We start from the raw sequence: 21,082 nt of genomic DNA, 5'->3' as shown, positions 1-21,082 counted from the left end.
ATCATCTGAATACCTACTATTGTAACGAATACAATCGTGGAAGAAAAGGCGGGATCACGTGAAAAAACTCCCTTCTGTCATCGCCAGTTGCTCACCTGTACGCTTGAGAGGGAGTTTTTGCTTGTGATCGTGGTACACTTGTTACTTCGTCGCTAGCTGACGCTCCGTTGTCTGCTGCTTCAACGGCTGTCCGGCCAATTGGGATCGTTTGGATCGAATCAGGATGGCAGTAATCAACAGCGCAATGCCATTGATGATAAAGACGAAGCGAATCGGGATGAGTCCCCCGAGAAATCCGCCAATGATTGGCCCCATCATCGTCGCAAGCTGCGTCGAGGATTGGTTCAGGCTAAACGCTCTGCCACGAAATTCTGGTTCCGTAACTTTTACAATCATGGCGTTGATCGATGGATAAACAGCGGCAAAAAACAGTCCGTACGCGAATCGCAAAATGCCAAATCCGTACAGATTGGTGAAGAAAAATTGCAGTAAATTTCCGATGGCTCCACCCATTAAGCCGATAAACATGATTTTGGAATAGCCGACCTTTGTCCCGAGCTTTCCCCACTGTGGAGCAGCAATGACTGTCGCGATTCCTACTGCCGCAAAAATGATGCCGGAGCTGAGGGATGCGTCTTGCTGCGAAGCGCCCAATTGCATGACATACACCGTTAATAAAGGTTCAAGAAGCATAACGGAAATCGTGACCATCAAGCTCATACCTAGAATGGACATCAACGGGCGGTTTGCCATCGCAGCGCGCAAATCTTCGCGTACACTCGAGCGACTGCCGGAGCGGTTCAAGTTCGTTTCCTTTACGAAGAAAGTAGCGATCAGCGCTGCTACGAGCACGACAAATCCTGAAAAAATGAAAGCTTCCGCGTTTCCCCACACATGGCTTACGACACCGCCAACCAAAGGACCGATGATTCCTCCAGTTGCACCCGAAGTCGCCATAATCCCCAGTGCGTACCCGACGCTTTTTTCTGGTGTATTCGTCGCTACCAACGCAATGGCGGCAGGTACGTAGCCGGCAAGCAAGCCCTGGAAGATCCGTAACACAAGAAACAAATAGGGGTCCGTAATCAAGTACGTCAAGAAGTACAACAAAGCGAGGCTAAATCCAGAGCGAATCAACATAGGCTTTCGTCCATATTTGTCCGCAAGAGAGCCCCAAAATGGCGAGATGAGGGCACTTGCTAAAAACGTAATGCCAAACGAAATGCCGGACCAGGCTTCCAGATGCTCATTGACCCCCAGTGAAGTATGGAGGAAGATGGGCAGGAAAGGGATGGAGATGGAGTAGGCGGTGCTACAGAAAAATACCCCAATCCATAACACAATCAAATTACGTTTCCATGAAAATTCCATCTTTCTGTCACAACCTTTGCAGTTAAAAAGCAGGAATATTGTTACTGATCATTCTAGCACTGCATTTTCACGCTTACCAATTCGGAAATATGATCGGACTATTGCAAAAATGAAATAAGAGGAAATCTTGACGTTTTTGCAGGATTGAGCATTCCGGTCGATAGCGCTATCATAAATAAACAGACTGAATTTTCTAACAACTAAGAAGAGCTGTCCAATTACGTAAGGAAAGGTGGTTGTGAACATGGCCAAAGATTGGAAGGATGAGGGACAAGTAGCCCCTGCTGTATCCAGGCGAAAGTTCCTGCAAAGAACAGCGATGCTTGGTCTCGCTGCAGCTGTACCGGGATCGTTTTTGGCAGCAGGCTCTGCTACGGGACAGGAAGCGAGCGAAGGAAAGAAGCCAAAGCTTGCGGGTGGTACGATTGTCGATGTTCCTGGCGTCAAAGTCGGACAAGTCCAAAATGAGGAAGCCTTGACGGGCTGTACAGTGATCGTGCTGGAAAAAGGCTCAGCGTGCGGGGTAGATGTACGAGGCTCTGCACCTGGGACACGAGAAACGGATTTGTTGAATCCGATCAATTCTGTCCAGGAGGTCAATGCTGTCGTTTTAACAGGGGGCAGTGCCTATGGCTTGGATGCGGCAAGCGGTGTCATGCGGTATATGGAAGAACAGGGGCAAGGCTACAATGTTGGGGTGGGCGTGGTCCCTATCATTCCAGCTGCGGTTATTTTTGATTTATCGATCGGCAGTGCCAAAATCCGTCCGGATCAACAAATGGGCTACGAGGCTGCTCGTCTTGCCAGCAAACAGCCAGTCCAGCAAGGAAATGTTGGGGCAGGGACGGGTGCGACAGTTGGAAAAATGGCTGGGATGAAGCGAGCGATGAAGGGTGGGCTTGGAACAGCTTCTCGCCGTTTGCCAAATGGTCTCGTGGTAGGTGCAATCGTAGCGGTGAACGCCGTCGGAGAAGTGCGGTTACCCTCCACAGGAGAAATTTTGGCAGGAGCGAGGGGAGAGGATGGCAATATCCGCGATAGCTTGTCCTGGATGATCGATGCTGCAACACCCCCGGTTCCGGCAGGGACGAACACTACCATCGCAGTGGTCGCGAGCAACGCGAATTTGAATAAAGTACAAGCGAATAAAGTCGCGCAAATGGCGCATAATGGACTCGCAAAAACGATTCATCCGGTTCACACGATGAGTGATGGAGATACGATTTTTGCCATCGCCACAGGGGGCGTGGATGCTTCGGTCAATCTCGTCGGGACGCTAAGTGTAGAAGTGCTGGCGGAAGCGGTTGTTAATGCGATCCTTTCTGCCAAAGGAGCGGGTGGGGTACCTGCTTATCAAGATTTACGCTGAGTGATTTCCGGTTCGAGCCTCTTATTCCTTGATGGATAAAGGGTTTCGAACCGTTTTTTATGCGAATGTGCTCCGCGAAGAAAAAAATTCCAATAAAGCATCGATATAAAAAGCAAATCCATATATAATGAAAATGATTTTCAAAATCAAATACATGATTGATGTTGTTCTTGAGAGAGAGGAGTTGCTGCTTCAATGCTTCGCAGATTTTTTTCTTACTATCGGCCTTATCGTGGATTATTCATCCTCGACTTCACGTGTGCAGTATTCGTTGCCTTGTTGGAGTTGGGATTTCCGCTTGCAGTGAACATGGTTGTCGATCAATTACTTCCAAGCAAGGATTGGAACATGATCGTGTGGGCGTGCATTGGACTTTTGGCTTTGTATGGTCTTAACGCCGGGATGAACTATGTCGTCACGTATTGGGGACATATGCTTGGAATTAATATCGAGACGGATATGCGGAAGAAGCTGTACGACCATATTCAAAAGCTCTCTTTCCGCTTTTTCGATAATACCAAGACGGGGCATCTGCTATCTCGCCTAACGAATGACTTGATGGAGATCGGGGAGGTCGCTCACCACGGTCCGGAAGATTTGTTTATCGCCGTGATGACGCTGATCGGTGCATTTCTATTGATGTTTAATATTAATGAAGAAATGGCGATACTTACGTTTTGTGTGATTCCGCTCTTGATATTCTTCGTTGTTTACTTCAACCGAAAAATGACGGGAGCGTTCCATCGTCTGTACGGTGACATGGCGGATTTCAACGCACGTGTGGAGGACAACGTAGGCGGAATGCGTGTCGTACAAGCTTTTGCCAACGAGCAATTTGAAAACAAAAGATTCGCAGAGAACAATCAGCGTTTCCGGATCACCAAGCTGTTGTCCTACAAAATTATGGCCCAAAATATTTCTGTCAGTTACGTGCTGATGCGGTTAGTCAATTTGTTTGTCCTGATTTGCGGCAGCTGGTTTGTTATTCAAGGCGAATTGACCTACGGTGAATTTGTCGCTTTCTTGCTGTTAACGAATGTGTTTTTCCGTCCGTTGGAGAAAATTAATGCGATTATCGAGAGTTATCCAAAAGGGATTGCAGGCTTTAAGCGCTACATCGAAATCATGGATACAGCACCGGATATTGCGGATGCTCCAGATGCGATCCAGGTAGAATCATTGAAGGGCGATATCTCCTACAAGAATGTTTCGTTTAGCTACGACCAAGAGTCATCTGTTTTGCAAAACATTGATTTGAACATCCGGGCGGGCGAGACAATTGCGTTTGTAGGCCCTTCTGGAGCAGGAAAAACCACATTGTGCAGTCTCTTGCCGAGATTTTATGAGATCGGTGGGGGCAGCATCACCATTGATGGAATGGATATTCGCCAAATCACGTTAGCATCATTGCGCAGCCAAATCGGGATCGTTCAGCAAGATGTGTTCCTCTTTTCAGGGACGATTCGCGAAAATATCATGTATGGAAAACTAAACGCCTCAGAGGAAGAGATCTGGGAGGCAGCGCGTCTGGCTAAACTAGAAGAGTTTATCCGTTCTCAGCCTGCTGGTCTGGAGACGATCATTGGTGAACGCGGAGTCAAATTGTCCGGTGGTCAAAAACAAAGGCTGGCGATTGCGCGCATGTTCTTGAAAAACCCGCCGATCCTGATTTTGGATGAAGCTACTTCTGCACTCGATACCGAAACGGAGGCGGCGATCCAGCAGTCCTTGCAGGAATTGTCCAAGGGCCGTACGACATTGGTGATCGCCCACAGATTGGCTACCATTAAAAATGCAGATCGAATCATCGTTGTAACGGAACAAGGTATTACCGAGCAAGGAAGTCATGATCAGCTCTTGGCTCGTGAAGGCCTCTATAGCAGACTGTATCAAGCACAGTTCGGCACGTACCTCGACCAGTCAAACAGCGTCTTTTCTTGATAATGAATAGAGAGGGAGATCGTGATGCAAGAGTGGGATGACGATTTTATAGCACAACGGTTTGATCTTACTTCTAAACCGAGACCCAATGCCTTATTTTCGATGAAGGCAAGAGATTTGGTAGACCCGACACATATGAATGAGCTCGTACAAATCTATGCTCCGCTAATCAAGGCACATGAGCTGACTGCTGCTGGTACTTACATCAGCAGTTGGCTCACGAGCCCTTCTCTCGGTCTTCAGTATATGATCTCTGTCTGGAATCGTGCACTTACCATGACGCTGGATAATATGACGATTGAATTATTTTACGAGGATGATTATCCGCAATTTGCCTTTGTGATCCCGGCGTATGAGATCGTAGAAGCGCCTTCCAGCGAAGCAGAGCGCGCAATCTGGCTGAAGGAATGCTATCGTGCGTATTTCCACGACTTCCTGCACCCGTTGCTCACGACTCTTGCAAAGGTAACGGGAAACCCCGAAGCGATGCTCTGGGGCCAGTTCCCGACCAAGTTCAATTACCATACGGATGCTTTTGTGGCGTTGGTAGAACAAGATAGCATCAAGCAGCAAGTGAAGGCTGATTACGATGTCCTCTGTAATCAGCTGGAAGGCGAGAGCTTTGGATTGCAAAAAAATCCATTTCGCGTGCGTGTGCGCTGGATTGAAGATATGCGTGATCCCCAAGCGAAAGTGCGCATCAAGAATCAATGCTGTTTGTACTATAAGACGGGGGAGCAAAAGTATTGCTATACCTGTCCGCGGATAAAAGAAGAAGAGCGTGCTCTGATGAGAATTCGTGCGTAGCTGACCCTCCTTTGTGGAGGGTTTTTTCTATACACCGTAGACGTATGGACATGTGCTAGCCTCTTCCTATAAAGTAGAGTCAGGGGTAAAGTTGGAAAAATCAGAATGATTTCCAGGAAGGCGTGGTTCGTATACAGACAATGAACCAAAAGGAACTGGATCGCTACGTTCGAGATTTTCATCAAGCGGTTGTCAATCAACAGCTTAGCCTGTATTATCAACCACTCTACGATCTAAGAACAGGCAAAATAATCGGAGCAGAAGCTCTGGTAAGATGGAACCATCATCAAAGAGGGCTACTGCCCCCGGATTGGGTATTTTTGTTAGCAGAAAAGAGCGGGTTGATTCTTTTGGTAGAGGAATGGGTGATCAGAACGGCTTGCAAGCAGAACAAAGCTTGGCAGGACGCTGGACTACCACCTCTTGTGACATGCGTGAATCTGTCATCCTATGCCTTGGAATCGGAGCAGTTAGGTAGCACCATTCAAACGATCTTAGACGAAACAAACTTGCAGCCTCACTATTTGGAGCTGGAATTTACCGAGGACTCTACCAGGGATGGGGAGCGTACCATCGAGATTTTAGCAGAATTAAAAAGGATCGGGGTAAAAATCAGCTTGGATGATTTTGGGAAGGGCTATAGCAGCATTCAACATCTATCCCGCTTTCCGATGAACAAGCTAAAAATCGATCAATCCTGTGTAAAGGAATGCATGAGCGATGTCACGCAGGCGACTGTTATCAAAACCGTCATGGCGATGGCACGAAGTCTGGGTGTGCAAGTAACGGCAGAAGGTGTAGAGACGCAAGAGCAACTAGATTTTCTTTGGCAGCTTGGTTGTGATTCTGCTCAAGGATTTTGGTTTAGTGAGCCTATGCCTGCCGAAGACTTGGCTCGTGTGTTGAAGCGTGAGGAAAGGTTTAGGAATAGTGCATTTCTACTACTCAATGGTGGACAACACCGAGCTTTTGATACATACGAAGTGGATCAGCGTGAGCGAGGAGACGTTCTTCGCAAGCAACAAGGAATGACATTTGCTTTTCGGAAACAGGGAGATGTGTTCATTCATACGCTGTGCGAAGGAGAGATGCTTTTTCGCATGGGAATGACACCGGAACAAGTGATTGGACAAGATTTGCTGAATATGATCCCGGTTGAAGAGATTCCACGCAAAATGGAATCGTATGAGCGAGCGTGGAGCGGCGAGCAAAACGTGTTTTACGAAGGCAGTGTCAACGGGATTCGCTATCTGGCTGCTTTTCGTCCGATCTTTTCCGATGGTCGTGTGAAGGAAGTAATTGCTTCGTGTGTCGACATTACCGAGTTGAAAAAAGCACAAGAAGCAGAACGTGTGAGCGAATCGCCATATCGATTGATTGCAGAAAACTTGTCTGACATTATCGTGATCATCAATAGTCAAGGGATCATTACGTATATTTCACCATCCGTTCAATCCGTTCTGGAGATCGCTCCTGATGAAGTAGTGAATCGACACCTGCTAGCTGTACTGCCACTGGAAACGGGCAGGCTTGCTATGCAAACGATTCGTCAGATCACGGTGGAGAAGCAGCCTCGCCTCATTACATTTACTTGCCCGGACAGAAATGGCAAAAAGATCACGCTGGAGGCAAAAGGCACCCCGGTGATTCAGGAAGAACATGAGACGAACCAAGTCATATTTCTCATTCGAAATCACACGAAGCACGTGCAAACAGAAGAGTTTTTACAAAAGATAGACAAGCTATCCGTCATTGGGCAAATGGCTGCCGGGGTTGCACACGAAATACGAAACCCGGTCACTTCCATCAAAGGCTTCGTACAATTGCTCCGTCGAGATCAATGGAAGCGGGAATATTTTGATATTATGCAGGCTGAATTTCACCAATTAGAGAGTGTGCTACGAGAATACGTCTTTTTATCAAGAGAGTGCACAGAACCGTACGAACCTAAAAATCTAGCGAATTTGCTGCGGCAGGTTACACGATTGGTGCAAATAAAGCTAGAGCGTCATCATCTGGTGCTGGATGTCAAGGAAGTGGAAGGGGCCTCGATTTGGTGCGATCAGAATCAAATTCAGCAGCTTTTCATGAATCTTCTGTCAAACTCCGTTGAGTCGATGGAAGATGGCGGGACGATTCACATCGTGGCTAGGCATAAAGAAAGCGAGCAAGTGATGATTAGAATCATTGATCAAGGCTGCGGTATGGCGGAAGAACGGCTAAAACGATTAGGGGAGCCTTTTTATAGCACTAAGGAAAAAGGGACCGGGCTAGGACTTATGATTTGTTATAAAATCATGCAAGCACACGACGGGTATATCCATTTTTCGAGTACCCCGAATAAAGGGACAACAGTGGAGGTTTCCTTTCCACTAAGAAAATCAAACCCAAGGCTCGATCCTTAACGTGATCAGGCCTTGGGTTTTTCGCACTCATTCTTTCTTTGATTGGTTATCGGAAAATTGTTCTTGAACAGCTTCCAAAAAACGCAGCCATGCCTCGGGTAGCTTGGGCTCTTCTGTAGGGCGGCGCGTAGTGGAATTGCAGTCGTTTTGTTGCACTCGCTCCATTCTCCACCTATCCTTTCGTGTCTAGCCAATCATGGCGCAGGGTGAACAAGTCTCGCAGCTCCTCCGTTGATAGCTCCGTGATCCAGCTTTCGCCCGTCCCGACAATTTGCTGGCTCAACGATAGCTTTCTCTCCATCATTTCATCAATGCGTTCCTCAATCGTCCCGAGCGAGATGAATTTGTAGACGTGAACATTGCGCTGCTGTCCTATTCGATGAGCACGGTCAGTGGCCTGATTTTCTACCGCAGGATTCCACCAGCGATCTACGTGAATGACGTGGTTGGCTTCCGTCAAGTTCAAGCCGGTTCCGCCCGCACGCAAGGAAAGAATGAAGATGGCTCCGCGTTCATGGTCTGGGAGTGTCGCGTCTTGAAATCGAGTGATCATCTCATCGCGCTTTTCTTTCTTCGTGGCCCCATTTAGGAAGTAGACAGGTCCATAGCCTTCTCGTGTCAGTACCCGTTGGAGCAAATTTCCCATTTCGATGTATTGGGTAAAAATCAGGCAACGCTCTTTCTTTTGGCGAATATCCTCCACCAATTCCAGTAGCCTTTCCAATTTGTGTGAGCGACTGGCTTCATCTGTTGTTGAGATTTCCTTCAAAATGAGAGCGGGATGGTCACACAATTGTTTGAGACGTGTCAGTGTCGTCAGAATCAGACCGCGCCGCTCCATAGGAGAGGCTTTTTCCATTCGATCAAACATATCTTGAATCGCTGTCTCATAAAGTGCGCCTTGCTCGGTAGTCAGCGGTACATATTCCTTGCTCTCATTCTTGTCCGGCAAATCGAGCTGAATGTTCGGATCGGTTTTCACACGACGGAGCAGGAAAGGCTGAATGAGTCGTTGCACTTGATTGATGAGCTGCTGGTCTTGGTCGCGTTCGATGGGGTGAACAAAGCGCTGGGTAAATTCCCCGAGACTTCCCAAGTAGCCGGGATTCAAGAAATCAAAAATGGACCAGAGCTCACTCAAACGATTTTCGATGGGTGTGCCTGTGAGAGCAATCCGGTGCCATGCTTTCAAATCGCGCACAGCGGACGCTTGCTTTGTATAGGCGTTTTTAATATTTTGCGCCTCGTCGAGACATATCGTATCCCATGTAACCATTCCTAGCTCCTGCTCATCCAAATGGGACAGAGCATAGGAGGTAATCACCAGATCCGCTCCTTTGATCGCTGGCAAAAACGCCTCCTTCTTTTGGCGATCATTGCCATAGTGAATCATTACTTGAAGAGAGGGGGCGAAGCGCTTCAGCTCTTTTTGCCAGTTGCCTATGACCGAGGTCGGGCAGATTAAGAGAGAAGGAGTACTGGCTGGGCCATGTTGTTTGACATGAAGCAAATACGTAATAAATTGAACCGTTTTTCCCAATCCCATGTCATCGGCCAGACAAGCTCCCAATCCAAAACGGCGTAAAAAGAACAACCACGAACTGCCCTCCAGCTGGTAATTTCGCAACGTCCCGTGAAAAGTAGATGGCTGCTCCATGATCGGGACGCGCTTTGTTTCTTGCAATTGATTCAACAACTCTTGCAAATGCTGGTTTAGCTGAACTTCAACCGTTAGGGAAGTGTCGAAATCGAACTCATCATCGGGTAGCTCCTCAACCTCCACAGTAGGGGCGAGGTGCATTCTCATGACATCACGCAGGGTCATGCCGTTTTTCGCTTGGTTTTTCTTGAGTGCTTCCTGTAGCTGCAAGAATAGATCGGGAGTCAATTGTACCCAATGCCCACGAATTTTCAGCAGGCGCTGCTTTTGTTTAATGAGTTCCTCAAATTCCTCTTCGCTGAGCTCCACAGGTCCCAAGGCGAGCTTCCATTCAAAATCCATAAGCTGGGAGACACCCAGGAAGGACTGTCTGCTAGCCCCGACAGAGGATGTAATCTTGGCTTTTAGCTTCGGTTTTACCCGGCGTACTTGTTCCCACCAAGCTGGCAGAAAGACGTGAATACCGGCTTGCACCAGCTGCAAACTGCTTGACGTCAAAAAGATCCATGCTTGCTCGTTCGTCAGTTGGGTGAGAAAACGGCTTTGATTCTTCTGGGTGTCTTTTTGCCACGGGAGAATCTCTTTGCATTTGGCTAGGTCCGTGCGAAAACGATTCCAGTGTTCACGCCAGTCCGCAGGGATGCGAGCGGTGGCTACTCCCTCAGCCGTCAACTGATGTGGCTCAATGAGAAATAACTGATCTGGCTCTTCACGATTCTGCAAATACACTTGGAGTTGCCAGTCATTGGGGTGCTCCTCGGCTTCGACGATTTGCAAGCATGTGCGAAATGGTGTCGTATCTGGCAGCCAGCCTATCGATTGCAACCATTCCTGTTCCAGAAGATGTGGAGAAAGCTCGGCGCCCATGGCGTACAGAGCTGGGTATTGCGTTAATAGCTGCTCCCACTTTCGTCCAATCTCACCAGTGCCTTGCACAGATTCCTCCACGACGAGCGAAAGCCACCTGTGTCCGTACTCCGGGAAATCGTCGGGAGTTTGCATGACTTTCCAGCCTATTTGTCCTTTTTTCCAGGAAGAAAAATCAGGGGCAATGGAGCCTTGTGCGAGCGTCTCACGGATCATTCCCGCTACATGCGTAAATTGTTCAAATGGTGTGCTGGATGAATAGGTCCGATGCAAAAGCCACTGGGGAGAGACGAAAAAGGAGAGGGCCTTGGCAGGGCTGAGCAATACGCCCTGCTCGTTTTTGTCCAGGAAGGTTCCGTAATAGGATGACTCATCCCACGCAAACAGTGTTCCTGCCAATTCTTCTGGATCGACCACTGCTCCTTGCGTGTCTTTGCCAGTAATCAAGAATTGTCCGTCTGCCAAAAGCTCTCCGTCTAGAACAAATGTAGTGACGGTATTCATAAGTTGAAATTTCCTCTCCTTAGCTCTTCTTGAAAAGCACGTAACCGATTATGTTTGGCAGATAATTGTTCAACGTATCGTTCCCAGCGCGCATCTTGGTTTGCTCTGTTGTAAATCGTCCTTACCTTTTTCATGAGCTTGATCGCTTCTTTGTAGGCCGTTCGGTTACGTTCGGCAATAAGTCTGTTCACCTCACGCAAGTAAAAAGGGAAGAGAAGAGTCGGATCGGCTTCCTCGATTTCTTTCACCTGCACGACCGAGATATCTGCCATTGGCACTTGAAACGACATTTGCAAATCAATCCATTGCTGAAACTGTCGTTCTTCATATAAATAGGCGGCATATTCGTGATAACTGCTCGGTAAGAACTGCTTCAGCTTGGCGCCGCACTCGGCTGATCGTCCCACTTGCTGCATCGCTTCCTGCCAAATGGCGATAACGAGTCGGTATTGCTGTGTCTCGGCTTGCCCGATTAAGGACGTCAACGAAGCAGTCCAATCGAGAAATCGCTGCCATTCCCCATTGCGAGCGAATGATTTCATATAGGACAAATAGAAGGAGAGGTTCAAACGGCTCATTTTTTTCCAGATTTGTAGAGCAGCTTCGTCCTCCTTTTCCATCACATGAAAGTGGGCACGGAGCAGCAGCCCTTTTTCCTTTTCGGCGGCAGAACTGTCTTCATTGTTGATAAGCTGATCCAGCACATGGATCTCCTCTTGCATCCACTCTGGCTTCTTCAATAGCATCCACCATAACATCTGATAAGCGAATATCCAGTAGAGGGAAGTGGCTTCGTTTTCTTTCAATTGTTTTGTCAGTTGAAGAGTATCTACGATGGCATCCTGATGGTGAGTCAAGAGAGCTGGGATATCTGCGAAGTACAATGTCCCTTCTAATTGATCCAATAGCCGCTCGGCTGTCTGAACCAAATCCAGAAACCAGTAGGATTGACGGTACGTTTTGACGTATTGCGTCAGCTTCATGAGATGAAACAGATTGGCATGAATGACAAAGAGTTGTGCCCGATCCTTCGGCCACGAGGCAGCAACACTCAGCACATTTTGATAGCTCGATAATAACTCAGAGGAAGCTCGATACGATTCCATGGCCGCAAACAGGTTACGTGTCCAGCTCTCAAAAAATGCCCACCATTCTTTGACGGAGCTGTTCGCAGTAAGCGGAGAGGAAATAGACGCTGTATCCTGCTGAGCAGGAGCGGTATGGCTATATTTGTATGCAGGAATCAGCAGATGAGGAGAAAAAGTAGCTCGTCTTGGTTGTTGGGAGCGGGTCAAAAATGTACGAGGATTCTCGAACACACTGTACATCTGAAAAAAAGTAGCAGCAATATGCTTGCAAATACGTGAATAAGGGCAGGTACAGGTACTGTTTTGAACCGTTTCCATATCGAGGCGCGCATGATACACCTCGGAGCCTTGAACATCACTGGTCAAATATTGGCCTTGTTCTACGCGTGTATTGAAGACGACGCCATCTGAAAAGTACGTATAGCCCCGTTCAATGATGTGTCCTTCGACGGCAATTAGGATTTGCTCGCCTAGCTGTATCGCTTGTTCCCGAGTCAACTCTCTTTGCATCATGTAGTCAGATCCTCCGAACGAAGTGTCATCCCTCCATTATAACCCAAAATGCGGAGAATGGAAAAAGATGCGTGTGTTCGAGAGGATCAATAAAATGGTTTGGACGATAAGCAGAAACAATACTTAATTTTTGCGGGGACTGGGTGTATACTGTACACGTCGAGTGAAAAGCAACTAAACGCAATGTGTTTTATTGTCTTTAGTTGTGTTTGTACAACAAGAGAGAGAAGGGGCACACATGCTATCGATTTCGATTTTGCTCGTACTATCATCTGGCCTTGCGCACGCAGTTTGGAACCTGTTCACGAAAAAAAGTGAGAGCAAAATGGCGTTTCTTTGGTTGATTACATTGCCAACAACCGTGATCCTCTTGCCTGTTCTCATTTGGGAATTGATGCGCGTACAACTGACATGGTCTTTGGTTCTTTTTCTGTTTATGTCCTTTTTCTTTCAAGGATGCTATACCTTATTGATTTCAAAGGCGTATACATACGGGGATATCTCACAGGTATACCCCATCATGAGGGGGACGGGGACGCTTCTCATTCCGTTTTTTAGCGCGATTTTCTTTCAAGAGTATTTATCTGTACCGGGATGGCTGGGTGTCATTTGCATCGTAATCGGAGTCTTCGCCATTAGTGGAATGATTGGCACAGATCGTCAGGCTCAACCAGTGAATCCGCTCGCCCTACGATACGCATTTGCTGTAGGACTATGCATTACAGGGTACACGTTAACCGACAAGCAAATCGTACAACAATTATCTCCATTCGCTTTATTGGAAATAACGAACTTTGCCTGTTTGATTGTCGCAGGGGGTTTCGTTTGGAAAAAGGGACTCATCCGCCGTGAGTGGCAAAAAAACTGGCGAACGATTGTACTCGGTGCCGTCTTGTCACCAGGTTCGTATTTGTTGTTTTTATTTGCTATGACATTGGCACCACTGGCAGCTATTGCGCCCATTCGTGAGGTCAGTACGGTTTTTGGTTCGCTGCTCGGGGTCTTCTTGCTAAAGGAGCGACAACGCGCATGGCGTCTGTCCATGTCTTTGATGATCACGATTGGCATTATTTCCATTGCTGTTTGGGGCTAACGGATGAGAAAGAGTCGGCTGGGAGAAATTCTAGCTGGCTATTTTTTTTGCTACCAGGGAAAGATGAAGTGGTAAGAAAAAAACGGCTAAGGATGATCAAAATGGATGCAAAAGCAGTTGCTCCGATCACTCATAAGCGGACGAAAAAAAGAAGGATCGTACTGAGAGCTCTCGGAATCATTATTGGAGCTTTGTTGGTGGCAGTCGGACTGGAAATATTTCTGGTTCCAAACAACATCATTGACGGTGGTGTAACCGGTGTATCCATTATGGCCTCAAAGCTGACAGGAGGCCCACTCGGATTATTTTTATTCCTGCTGAACCTGCCCTTTTTACTTATCGGCTACAAGCAAATTGGCAAGACATTTGCCATTTCTACGCTGTTCGGTGTTGTCGTGATGTCGTTGGGTACGAGCTACCTCCATCATGTTCCTAGCTTGACGGACGATTTGCTTCTCTCTGCCGTTTTTGGGGGGATCATCATCGGAATCGGTGTGGGACTTGTCATTCGCACGGGAGGCTCCTTGGATGGAACGGAAATTGTTGCGATCCTGATGACGAGGAAAAGTCCGTTCTCGGTCGGCGAAATGGTCATGTTTTTTAACATTTTTATTTTAGGCAGTGCCGGCTTCATTTTTGGGTGGGACCGGGCCATGTACTCGTTAATTGCTTACTACATTGCTTACAAAATGATCGATATCACCATGGTCGGGCTCGAACAATCGAGATCAGTATGGATCATCAGTGATTACCCAACCGAAATTGGCGATGCGCTAACGGCGAGACTAGGGCGGGGAATCACCTATTTGAATGGAGAAGGTGGCTACTCCGGAGATATCAAAAAAGTCATCTTCTGTGTCATCACCCGTTTGGAAGAAGCGAAGCTGAAATCCATCGTGGAGGAAATTGATTCCTCTGCATTTTTGGCAATCGGTCACATTCATGATGTTTCTGGTGGACGGTTTAAGAAAAAGAATATTCACTAAAACCTTAACTACAAATTACCTCTGAGCCAGTAGGTAGAAACGACCTGATTGCTAAGGGGTAAAAATGTATTGACGGAAATAACTGAATTCATTTAATATTGTGGCATGCCAAAATACAAAATAACGTTCCGTATTTTGGGACAATAAGATGGTGATGAAAATGGACAAAACAGAAAAAACGGCAAACCGAAGTGTATTAAAAACGCTAGAGTTTCTAGAATATTTTATCCAATACAGTGAATTAAGCCTGGCTGAGCTTGTCGAGTTGTCAGATATGCCGAAGAGTACGGTGTTTCGAATTCTTCAGACGCTCGAAATGCGCGGCTTTATCTCCAAAACGACCACTCATAATCCGCCTAAATACCAATTGGGATTGAAGCTGCTGGAGTTTGGGAACATTGTTGCCCAACGGCTGGAGATCAGGAAAATCGCGCTACCGTATATGCAGCAGCTGCGGGATACGGTGGATGAGGCAGTCAACTTGATTATTCGTGATCAAGACGAAGGGGTTTACATCGAAAAAGTCGATACCCGCCAGTATGTTCGTGTATATACGCAGGTAGGTAGAAAATCACCGTTGTACGCAGGGGCATGCCCGCGCATTTTACTCTCATTTCTGCCGGATCATGAGATCGAAGAATTGTTGAACCGGGTGGACATGAAGAAAATCTCACCAGACACAAATATAGACAAAGATCTGCTATGGCAATGGATCCACGATGCACGTGAAAACGGCTATACAGTCAGCTACGGTGAATTGGAGCCGGATTCCGCAGCCATTGCTGTACCTATTCGAGATTTTACGGGACAAGTCATAGCTGGCTTGAGCTTGGCTGGAGCTACATCACGCTTTCAGCCAGATCGATTGGGGTATTTGGTACAGGAGACAAAAGCAGTAGCGAATCAAATCATGAGCAAGCTGGGATATTCAGATGCAAAGGCGGGACTTTGATGCTGGAAATCAAAAATCTTCAGACGAGATTCCGAACCGATAATGGAGAAATTACCGTTTTGGATGGAATTAGTTTTCAAATCAACAAAGGTGAGACGATTGGAGTAGTAGGGGAGTCGGGTTGTGGGAAAAGTGTCACCTCTCTATCCATTATGGGGCTTCTGCCGAGGACCGCGCGAATCAACGGAGGAGAGATCCTGTACAACGGTGAAAATCTGGTTGCCTTTTCCAAGGATCAGATGAGGAAGGTGCGAGGCAAAGAGATCGCGATGATTTTCCAAGAACCGATGACCTCGCTCAATCCGGTTTATACAATCGGGGCGCAGATCATGGAGCTCGTCTTGAATCATACAAGTATGAACAAAAAACAAGCCAAAGAGCATGCGATCCAAATGCTGAAGCTGGTCGGAATTCCGAGAGCGGAAGAAATCGTTGATGAGTATCCGCATCAGCTATCTGGCGGGATGAGGCAGCGTGTGATGATCGCGATGGCGATGTCCTGTAGTCCATCTCTATTGGTTGCAGATGAGCCTACGACCGCACTAGACGTAACCATTCAGGCGCAGATTCTTGACCTGATGAGAGAGCTACAGCAGAAGAGCGAGATGACCATCATGCTGATCACGCACGATCTTGGTGTAGTAGCAGAGATGTGTGATCGGGTGGTCGTCATGTATGCAGGGCAAGTCGTCGAGGAAGCCGAGGTAGAAAAGCTATTTGCTACTCCAAAGCATCCGTACACGGTTGGTTTGTTGGGCTCGATCCCGGATATGGACACAGAGCAGGAGTACTTGTTTACGATTGGCGGGACCGTTCCGAGTCCAGGTCAGATGCCCGCAGGATGCCGTTTTGCTGAACGATGTCAGAAGGCTTTTGACAAATGCTACGAACAAGCTCCACCGTTATTCGATCTGAATGATGGTACAAAAAGCAGATGCTGGCTGTATGAGTAAGCGGAGGGGACGTGAATCTTTTGGAACAATCAGAATGTAAGCCCTTACTTGAAGTGAGAGGGTTAAAAAAATACTTTCCGATTCGCAGTGGATTATTAAAGAAGGTAACGAATCACGTCAAAGCGGTTGATGATCTCTCTTTTACCGTTGCAACGGGGGAGACACTCGGAATTGTAGGTGAATCCGGTTGCGGGAAGTCAACCACAGGCAGAGCCATTCTGCGATTGCTCGAGCCTACGGGTGGCGAAGTGATTTTTCAAGGAGAGAATTTAGCGGCACTTTCCCCAAATGAGATGAGGATGAAGCGAAAGGATTTGCAAATCATTTTCCAAGACCCGTTCGCATCTCTCAATCCGCGAATGACAGTCGGGGAGATCATTGAAGAGCCGATGATCATATTCGAACTGTATGAAACGTCAAAAGAACGCAAGGTAAAAGTAGCGGAATTGATGCAGGTTGTCGGTCTGAAAGCGGAAAATTCGGAACGATTTCCTCATGAATTTAGTGGTGGTCAGCGACAGCGGATCGGCATTGCACGTGCGCTAGCGCTTAATCCCAAGCTGATTGTGGCAGATGAGCCAGTATCTGCGCTCGATGTATCGATTCAATCCCAGGTATTGAACCTGATGAGAGATTTGCAAAAGCAATACGGACTCACTTACATATTCATCTCTCACAACTTGAGCGTCGTGAAGCATTTTTGCGACAGGATCGGCGTGATGTATTTGGGACGGATGGTTGAGCTGGCACCCAAAAATGCGCTATATGAAGAGCCGCTGCATCCTTATACCCGCTCATTACTGTCCGCCGTTCCGATTGCCAAGCCGAAAATGAAGCGTGAGCGCATCATCTTGACTGGAGATGTACCGAGTCCTGCGAATCCGCCGAGTGGCTGCACGTTTCATACGCGTTGTCCGGATTGTATGGAAATTTGCAAAACGGACAAGCCCGAATTTCAATCGATGGGCGATGGTCGATATGTTGCCTGTCATTTGTATAACCAATAGGAACAAATGACGGCTATCATATTTTTTCAACATGAATTCCAGAACGAAAAGAAAAGGGGGACTTGTTTTGAAAAAGAAGGTAGGTATCACCGCTTGCTCCGCATTACTCGTGCTAGCTGCTGCTTTGGGCGGATGTTCGAGTAAGCCGGCTGACACTAGCACACAGGCAAATCCGCAACCTAAAACAGAAGCGCAAGCTCCGGCAAAAAATGAACTCACACTTGGTGTGAATGGAGATCCGCACTCTTGGGATCCGATTGATACGTTTTTGCTTGATTGGAGTACTGTAGCAACATCTGTATTTGAAGGCTTAGTCGAGCGTACCACTGACTTGAAAATCCAGCCAGGACTCGCTGAATCGTGGGAGTTCAAGGATGACAAGACACTTCAATTTAAACTTCGTAAAGGAGTTACCTTCCACAACGGCGAGCCATTCAACGCGGAAGCAGTGAAATTTACATTTGATCGCCTGCTTGGTGAAGAAGGGAAAAAAGGACCACAGCAAGCGAACTATGCTTCGATTGACCGTGTAGAAGTGGTAGACGAGTTTACAGTCAACATGATTCTCAAGGAAAAAGATCCTGTACTCATTACAAAGCTGGCAGGTTATGGCGCCGTGATCGTTCCGCCTAAGTATTACAAGGAAAAAGGGGACGAGTACTTTAACACGCATCCAGTAGGTACGGGTCCTTTCAAAATGGATAGCTATGAAAAAGATAGCAAGGTCGTACTGGTGAAAAATGAAACCTATTGGAAGCAAGGTCAACCGAAGCTGGAAAAAGTAACGTTCCGTTTTATTCCAGAAGCGACTACACGTCTCGCTGAAATGCAAACAGGTGCCATCGACATTATGAAAAAAGTCGAGATTAGCCAAACAGAATCCATCAAGGGCATGTCTGATCTTGAACTGATGCAAGTCGGGTCGCCAACCGTTTATTCGATTCGTTTCAATACATCGATGAAGCCAGTCGACAATGTAAAAGTCCGTGAAGCGATTGCTTACGCGATTGATGCAGACTTGATTATCGAAACGCTGCTCGGCGGATATGGTAAGCGCGTCAATTCATTCCAAAGCGATATGTCTTTCGGCTATGATCCTAACCTGCCATTACGCAATTATGATCCAGAAAAAGCAAAACAACTGCTCGCAGAAGCAGGTGTGAAGGAAGGAACTGAGCTTGATCTCTTCCTCCCTGGTACAGATGCTACGTTTAAAGAGGTAGCACAAGCGATCGAAATGCAATTAGGCCAAGTCGGTCTCAAGGTGAAGCTGAATCTGGTGGACAGCTCCACATTTACTTCTGACCTCATTCCGAAGGGAAAAGCAGGACATATGTACCGGAATGGCTGGGGTGGTTGGACGCTCGACTTTGATAATACTGCCTATCTGATGTATCACAAAGGCGAGTTCTGGAACCCTGATTTCCATGACGAAAATGTAGAGGAGCTCTTGAAAGCAGAACGCTCCACGTTTGACCAAGAAAAGCGTCTGGCAGCATTTAAAGAGCTGAATCAACGTCTGTATGAGCTAGTCCCAGATGTACCGCTCTATCAAACAATCAACCTGTGGGCTGCGAACAAACGAGTAAAAGGCTTCCAACCTCCGGCAGATGAACGTATCGATTTGCGCGAAGTATCGGTTGAATAAGGAATGTTTTGAACAGGGGAGTAGAAGATGTCTCTTCTATTCCCTTCACTCTTGATAAAGGAGGAGCGGGATGGCAGCCTTTTTAATTAGACGTCTACTACATAGTGTTTTTGTCGTTCTTGCTATTACTCTTGTCATTTTTGTCCTGGTGCGAATGACTGGTGACCCAGTATCGATCATGTTTCAAGCAGGTGAGCCTACCAAAGAAGCGATTACTGAGCTTCGGAAAAATCTCGGTCTGGACGAGCCCGTTTATGTACAGTTCGGGCTTTATTTAAAAGATATGTTTACCGGAAACTTTGGCACCTCTTTCCGGACGGGTGAGAGCGTGATCGACATGATGAAGGAGAAGATGGGAGCAACTTTGCTTCTTGCCTTCGGGGGAATGTTTGTCGCCCTGTTGATTGCGATTCCAGTAGGTATCATTTCCGCTGTTTACAGAGGCAGCGTAGCTGACTTTTTCGGACGCATTTTTTCATTGCTAGGAATCTCCTTTCCTAACTTTTGGTTAGGGATTATGTTAATCATCATATTTGCCGTTAAGCTGGGCTGGTTTCCTGCTTCTGGTTATGAAGGTCTGGAGTATTTGGTTCTGCCTTCCGTTGCACTCGGACTCATCTTGTCAGGAATTTTGGCTCGATTAGTTCGCTCTTCCATGCTGGAGGTAATGAATCAGCAATATATCAATACGGCTCGTTCCAAAGGGATCAAGGAATGGCTTGTTATCATCAAGCATGGCTTACGAAACGCATTAATCCCAACGGTAACCTTTATTGGATTGCAATTTGGAACGTTGTTGGGCGGTACCGTGATTATTGAGCAAGTTTTTTCATGGCCAGGTATCGGGCGTATGCTGATTGATGCGATATCGCAACGTGACTTTCCAGTGATTCAAGGCTCTGTGATTATCTTGTCTTTTTTGATGATCTTCGTGAACCTGTTGGTTGATATCAGTTATGGCTTTATTGATCCACGTATTAGGCAGGAAGGAGGAAAAAGCGAATGACGACAGCGACAGTTACAAACAATCAGACCAATCCACCAATCAAAAAACGTGGAAAATGGAGCAAGATGGGCAGAAGATTCGTTCGAAATCGGTGGGCAATGACGGGGATGTTCTTGCTTATGCTTGCCGTCGTATCCGCACTTTTTGCACCGGTAATTGCGCCATCTACTCCTGATAAAGCTGATTTGCGTGCACGGTTGGTTGCTCCCTCGTGGATGGACGATACGGGGAAATCCGAGTATTTGCTAGGTACGGATCAGGTAGGGCGTGACTTACTGAGCCGAATCATTTACGGAGCGCGAATATCGTTATTGGTTGGTGTCGTATCCGTACTGATTTCCTTGGTTATCGGGGTGATTCTGGGCCTCATCGCAGGCTTTTACGGGCGCTGGGTAGATGATCTGTTAATGCGCTTGGCAGATGTACAGCTGGCATTCCCTTTCATTTTGTTTGCGATTATCGTCATGACGGTCTTTGGGGCAGGTCTATGGAAGCTCATACTTGTTCTGGGGATCAGTAACTGGGTAGGCTTTGCACGACTGGTTCGAGGACAGGTTATGAGTGTAAAAGAAATGGAATACGTCCAGGCTGCCAAAGCAATCGGGGCTACGAATTTGCGGATCATCAGAAAACATGTCCTGCCAAACGTTTCTTCTTCGATCATCGTATTGGCAACGTTAAATGTAGCCACCAACATTTTGTTGGAAGCATCGTTGACGTTTATTGGATTGGGTGTAGACCCTTCGATTCCTACATGGGGCGGCATGCTGGCAGACGGTCGCAACTATCTGGAGACGGCATGGTGGGTTGCTACTTTCCCTGGCATCGCCATTATGATTACGGTGTTTGGAATTAACCTGCTGGGCGATTGGCTGCGTGATGAGCTAGATCCAAATCTGCGCGTGTAAGGGG

General features: G+C 47.2%; 16 protein-coding genes. 12 read left to right on the top strand and 4 right to left on the bottom strand.

Features of this window, described 5'->3' with window-relative positions; translation table 11 throughout:
• Positions 1-141: 141 nt before the first annotated feature.
• Positions 142-1,371, bottom strand: coding sequence for an MFS transporter (locus HPY27_RS07095; protein WP_174224684.1), 1,230 nt, complete (start codon positions 1,369-1,371; stop codon positions 142-144).
• Positions 1,372-1,615: 244 nt separating this feature from the next.
• Between HPY27_RS07095 and HPY27_RS07090 the strand changes: the two genes are divergently transcribed.
• The 4 genes from HPY27_RS07090 (at position 1,616) to HPY27_RS07075 (ending at position 7,893) form a co-directional block, all read left to right on the top strand.
• Complete coding sequence (locus HPY27_RS07090; protein WP_017248263.1) at positions 1,616-2,740, top strand: P1 family peptidase; 1,125 nt, start codon at positions 1,616-1,618, stop codon at positions 2,738-2,740.
• A gap of 195 nt (positions 2,741-2,935) precedes the next feature.
• Entirely contained in the window at positions 2,936-4,681 is a 1,746-nt protein-coding gene (locus HPY27_RS07085) for an ABC transporter ATP-binding protein (protein ID WP_174224683.1), read from the top strand.
• Positions 4,682-4,705: 24 nt separating this feature from the next.
• The gene (locus tag HPY27_RS07080) at positions 4,706-5,488 is read left to right on the top strand and encodes a Fe-S oxidoreductase (RefSeq protein WP_173621950.1); all 783 of its coding nucleotides are present in this window, start codon (positions 4,706-4,708) and stop codon (positions 5,486-5,488) included.
• A 122-nt stretch (positions 5,489-5,610) separates the two neighbouring features.
• A complete protein-coding gene (locus HPY27_RS07075; RefSeq protein WP_371814313.1) occupies positions 5,611-7,893 on the top strand; it encodes an EAL domain-containing protein in 2,283 nt (760 codons plus the stop codon).
• A 27-nt stretch (positions 7,894-7,920) separates the two neighbouring features.
• Here the strand turns inward: HPY27_RS07075 and HPY27_RS07070 are convergent, their stop codons facing one another.
• From HPY27_RS07070 to HPY27_RS07060, 3 genes are read right to left on the bottom strand one after another with little or no spacing between them, the layout of a single operon-like run.
• On the bottom strand, positions 7,921-8,058 hold the full coding sequence (locus HPY27_RS07070; RefSeq protein WP_173621674.1) for a hypothetical protein: 138 nt from the start codon (positions 8,056-8,058) through the stop codon (positions 7,921-7,923).
• A gap of 7 nt (positions 8,059-8,065) precedes the next feature.
• Positions 8,066-10,924, bottom strand: a complete 2,859-nt coding sequence (locus HPY27_RS07065; protein ID WP_106833868.1) for a DEAD/DEAH box helicase — start codon at positions 10,922-10,924, stop codon at positions 8,066-8,068.
• Positions 10,921-12,525, bottom strand: coding sequence for an SWIM zinc finger family protein (locus tag HPY27_RS07060; RefSeq protein WP_174224682.1), 1,605 nt, complete (start codon positions 12,523-12,525; stop codon positions 10,921-10,923). The genes HPY27_RS07065 and HPY27_RS07060 overlap by 4 nt, the downstream gene beginning before the upstream one ends.
• A gap of 238 nt (positions 12,526-12,763) precedes the next feature.
• Between HPY27_RS07060 and HPY27_RS07055 the strand changes: the two genes are divergently transcribed.
• The 8 genes from HPY27_RS07055 (at position 12,764) to HPY27_RS07020 (ending at position 21,078) form a co-directional block, all read left to right on the top strand.
• Positions 12,764-13,618 (top strand): DMT family transporter, encoded by an 855-nt coding sequence (locus HPY27_RS07055; RefSeq protein WP_174224681.1) that lies wholly within the window; start codon positions 12,764-12,766, stop codon positions 13,616-13,618.
• 101 nt (positions 13,619-13,719) lie between these two features.
• On the top strand, positions 13,720-14,604 hold the full coding sequence (locus HPY27_RS07050; RefSeq protein ID WP_017248271.1) for a YitT family protein: 885 nt from the start codon (positions 13,720-13,722) through the stop codon (positions 14,602-14,604).
• Positions 14,605-14,764: 160 nt separating this feature from the next.
• A complete protein-coding gene (locus HPY27_RS07045) occupies positions 14,765-15,556 on the top strand; it encodes an IclR family transcriptional regulator (RefSeq protein WP_017248272.1) in 792 nt (263 codons plus the stop codon).
• Positions 15,556-16,509: an ABC transporter ATP-binding protein gene (locus tag HPY27_RS07040; RefSeq protein WP_174224680.1), complete on the top strand. Its 954-nt coding sequence runs from the start codon at positions 15,556-15,558 to the stop codon at positions 16,507-16,509. The genes HPY27_RS07045 and HPY27_RS07040 overlap by 1 nt, the downstream gene beginning before the upstream one ends.
• A 20-nt stretch (positions 16,510-16,529) precedes the next feature.
• Entirely contained in the window at positions 16,530-17,516 is a 987-nt protein-coding gene (locus HPY27_RS07035; RefSeq protein ID WP_173621677.1) for an ABC transporter ATP-binding protein, read from the top strand.
• A 67-nt stretch (positions 17,517-17,583) separates the two neighbouring features.
• Positions 17,584-19,164, top strand: a complete 1,581-nt coding sequence (locus tag HPY27_RS07030; RefSeq protein ID WP_174224679.1) for an ABC transporter substrate-binding protein — start codon at positions 17,584-17,586, stop codon at positions 19,162-19,164.
• A 70-nt stretch (positions 19,165-19,234) separates the two neighbouring features.
• Positions 19,235-20,170, top strand: coding sequence for a nickel ABC transporter permease (nikB, locus tag HPY27_RS07025; protein ID WP_069845208.1), 936 nt, complete (start codon positions 19,235-19,237; stop codon positions 20,168-20,170).
• The gene (locus HPY27_RS07020) at positions 20,167-21,078 is read left to right on the top strand and encodes an ABC transporter permease (RefSeq protein ID WP_017248277.1); all 912 of its coding nucleotides are present in this window, start codon (positions 20,167-20,169) and stop codon (positions 21,076-21,078) included. Before nikB ends, HPY27_RS07020 begins: the two co-directional genes overlap by 4 nt.
• The last annotated feature ends 4 nt before the right edge of the window (positions 21,079-21,082 follow it).

The sequence above is a fragment of the Brevibacillus sp. HB1.1 genome (assembly GCF_013332445.1).
Classification (GTDB): Bacteria; Bacillota; Bacilli; order Brevibacillales; family Brevibacillaceae; genus Brevibacillus; species Brevibacillus porteri.
Note: the sequence above shows the minus strand (reverse complement) of the source record. Positions and strands in the feature narration are given on the sequence as shown.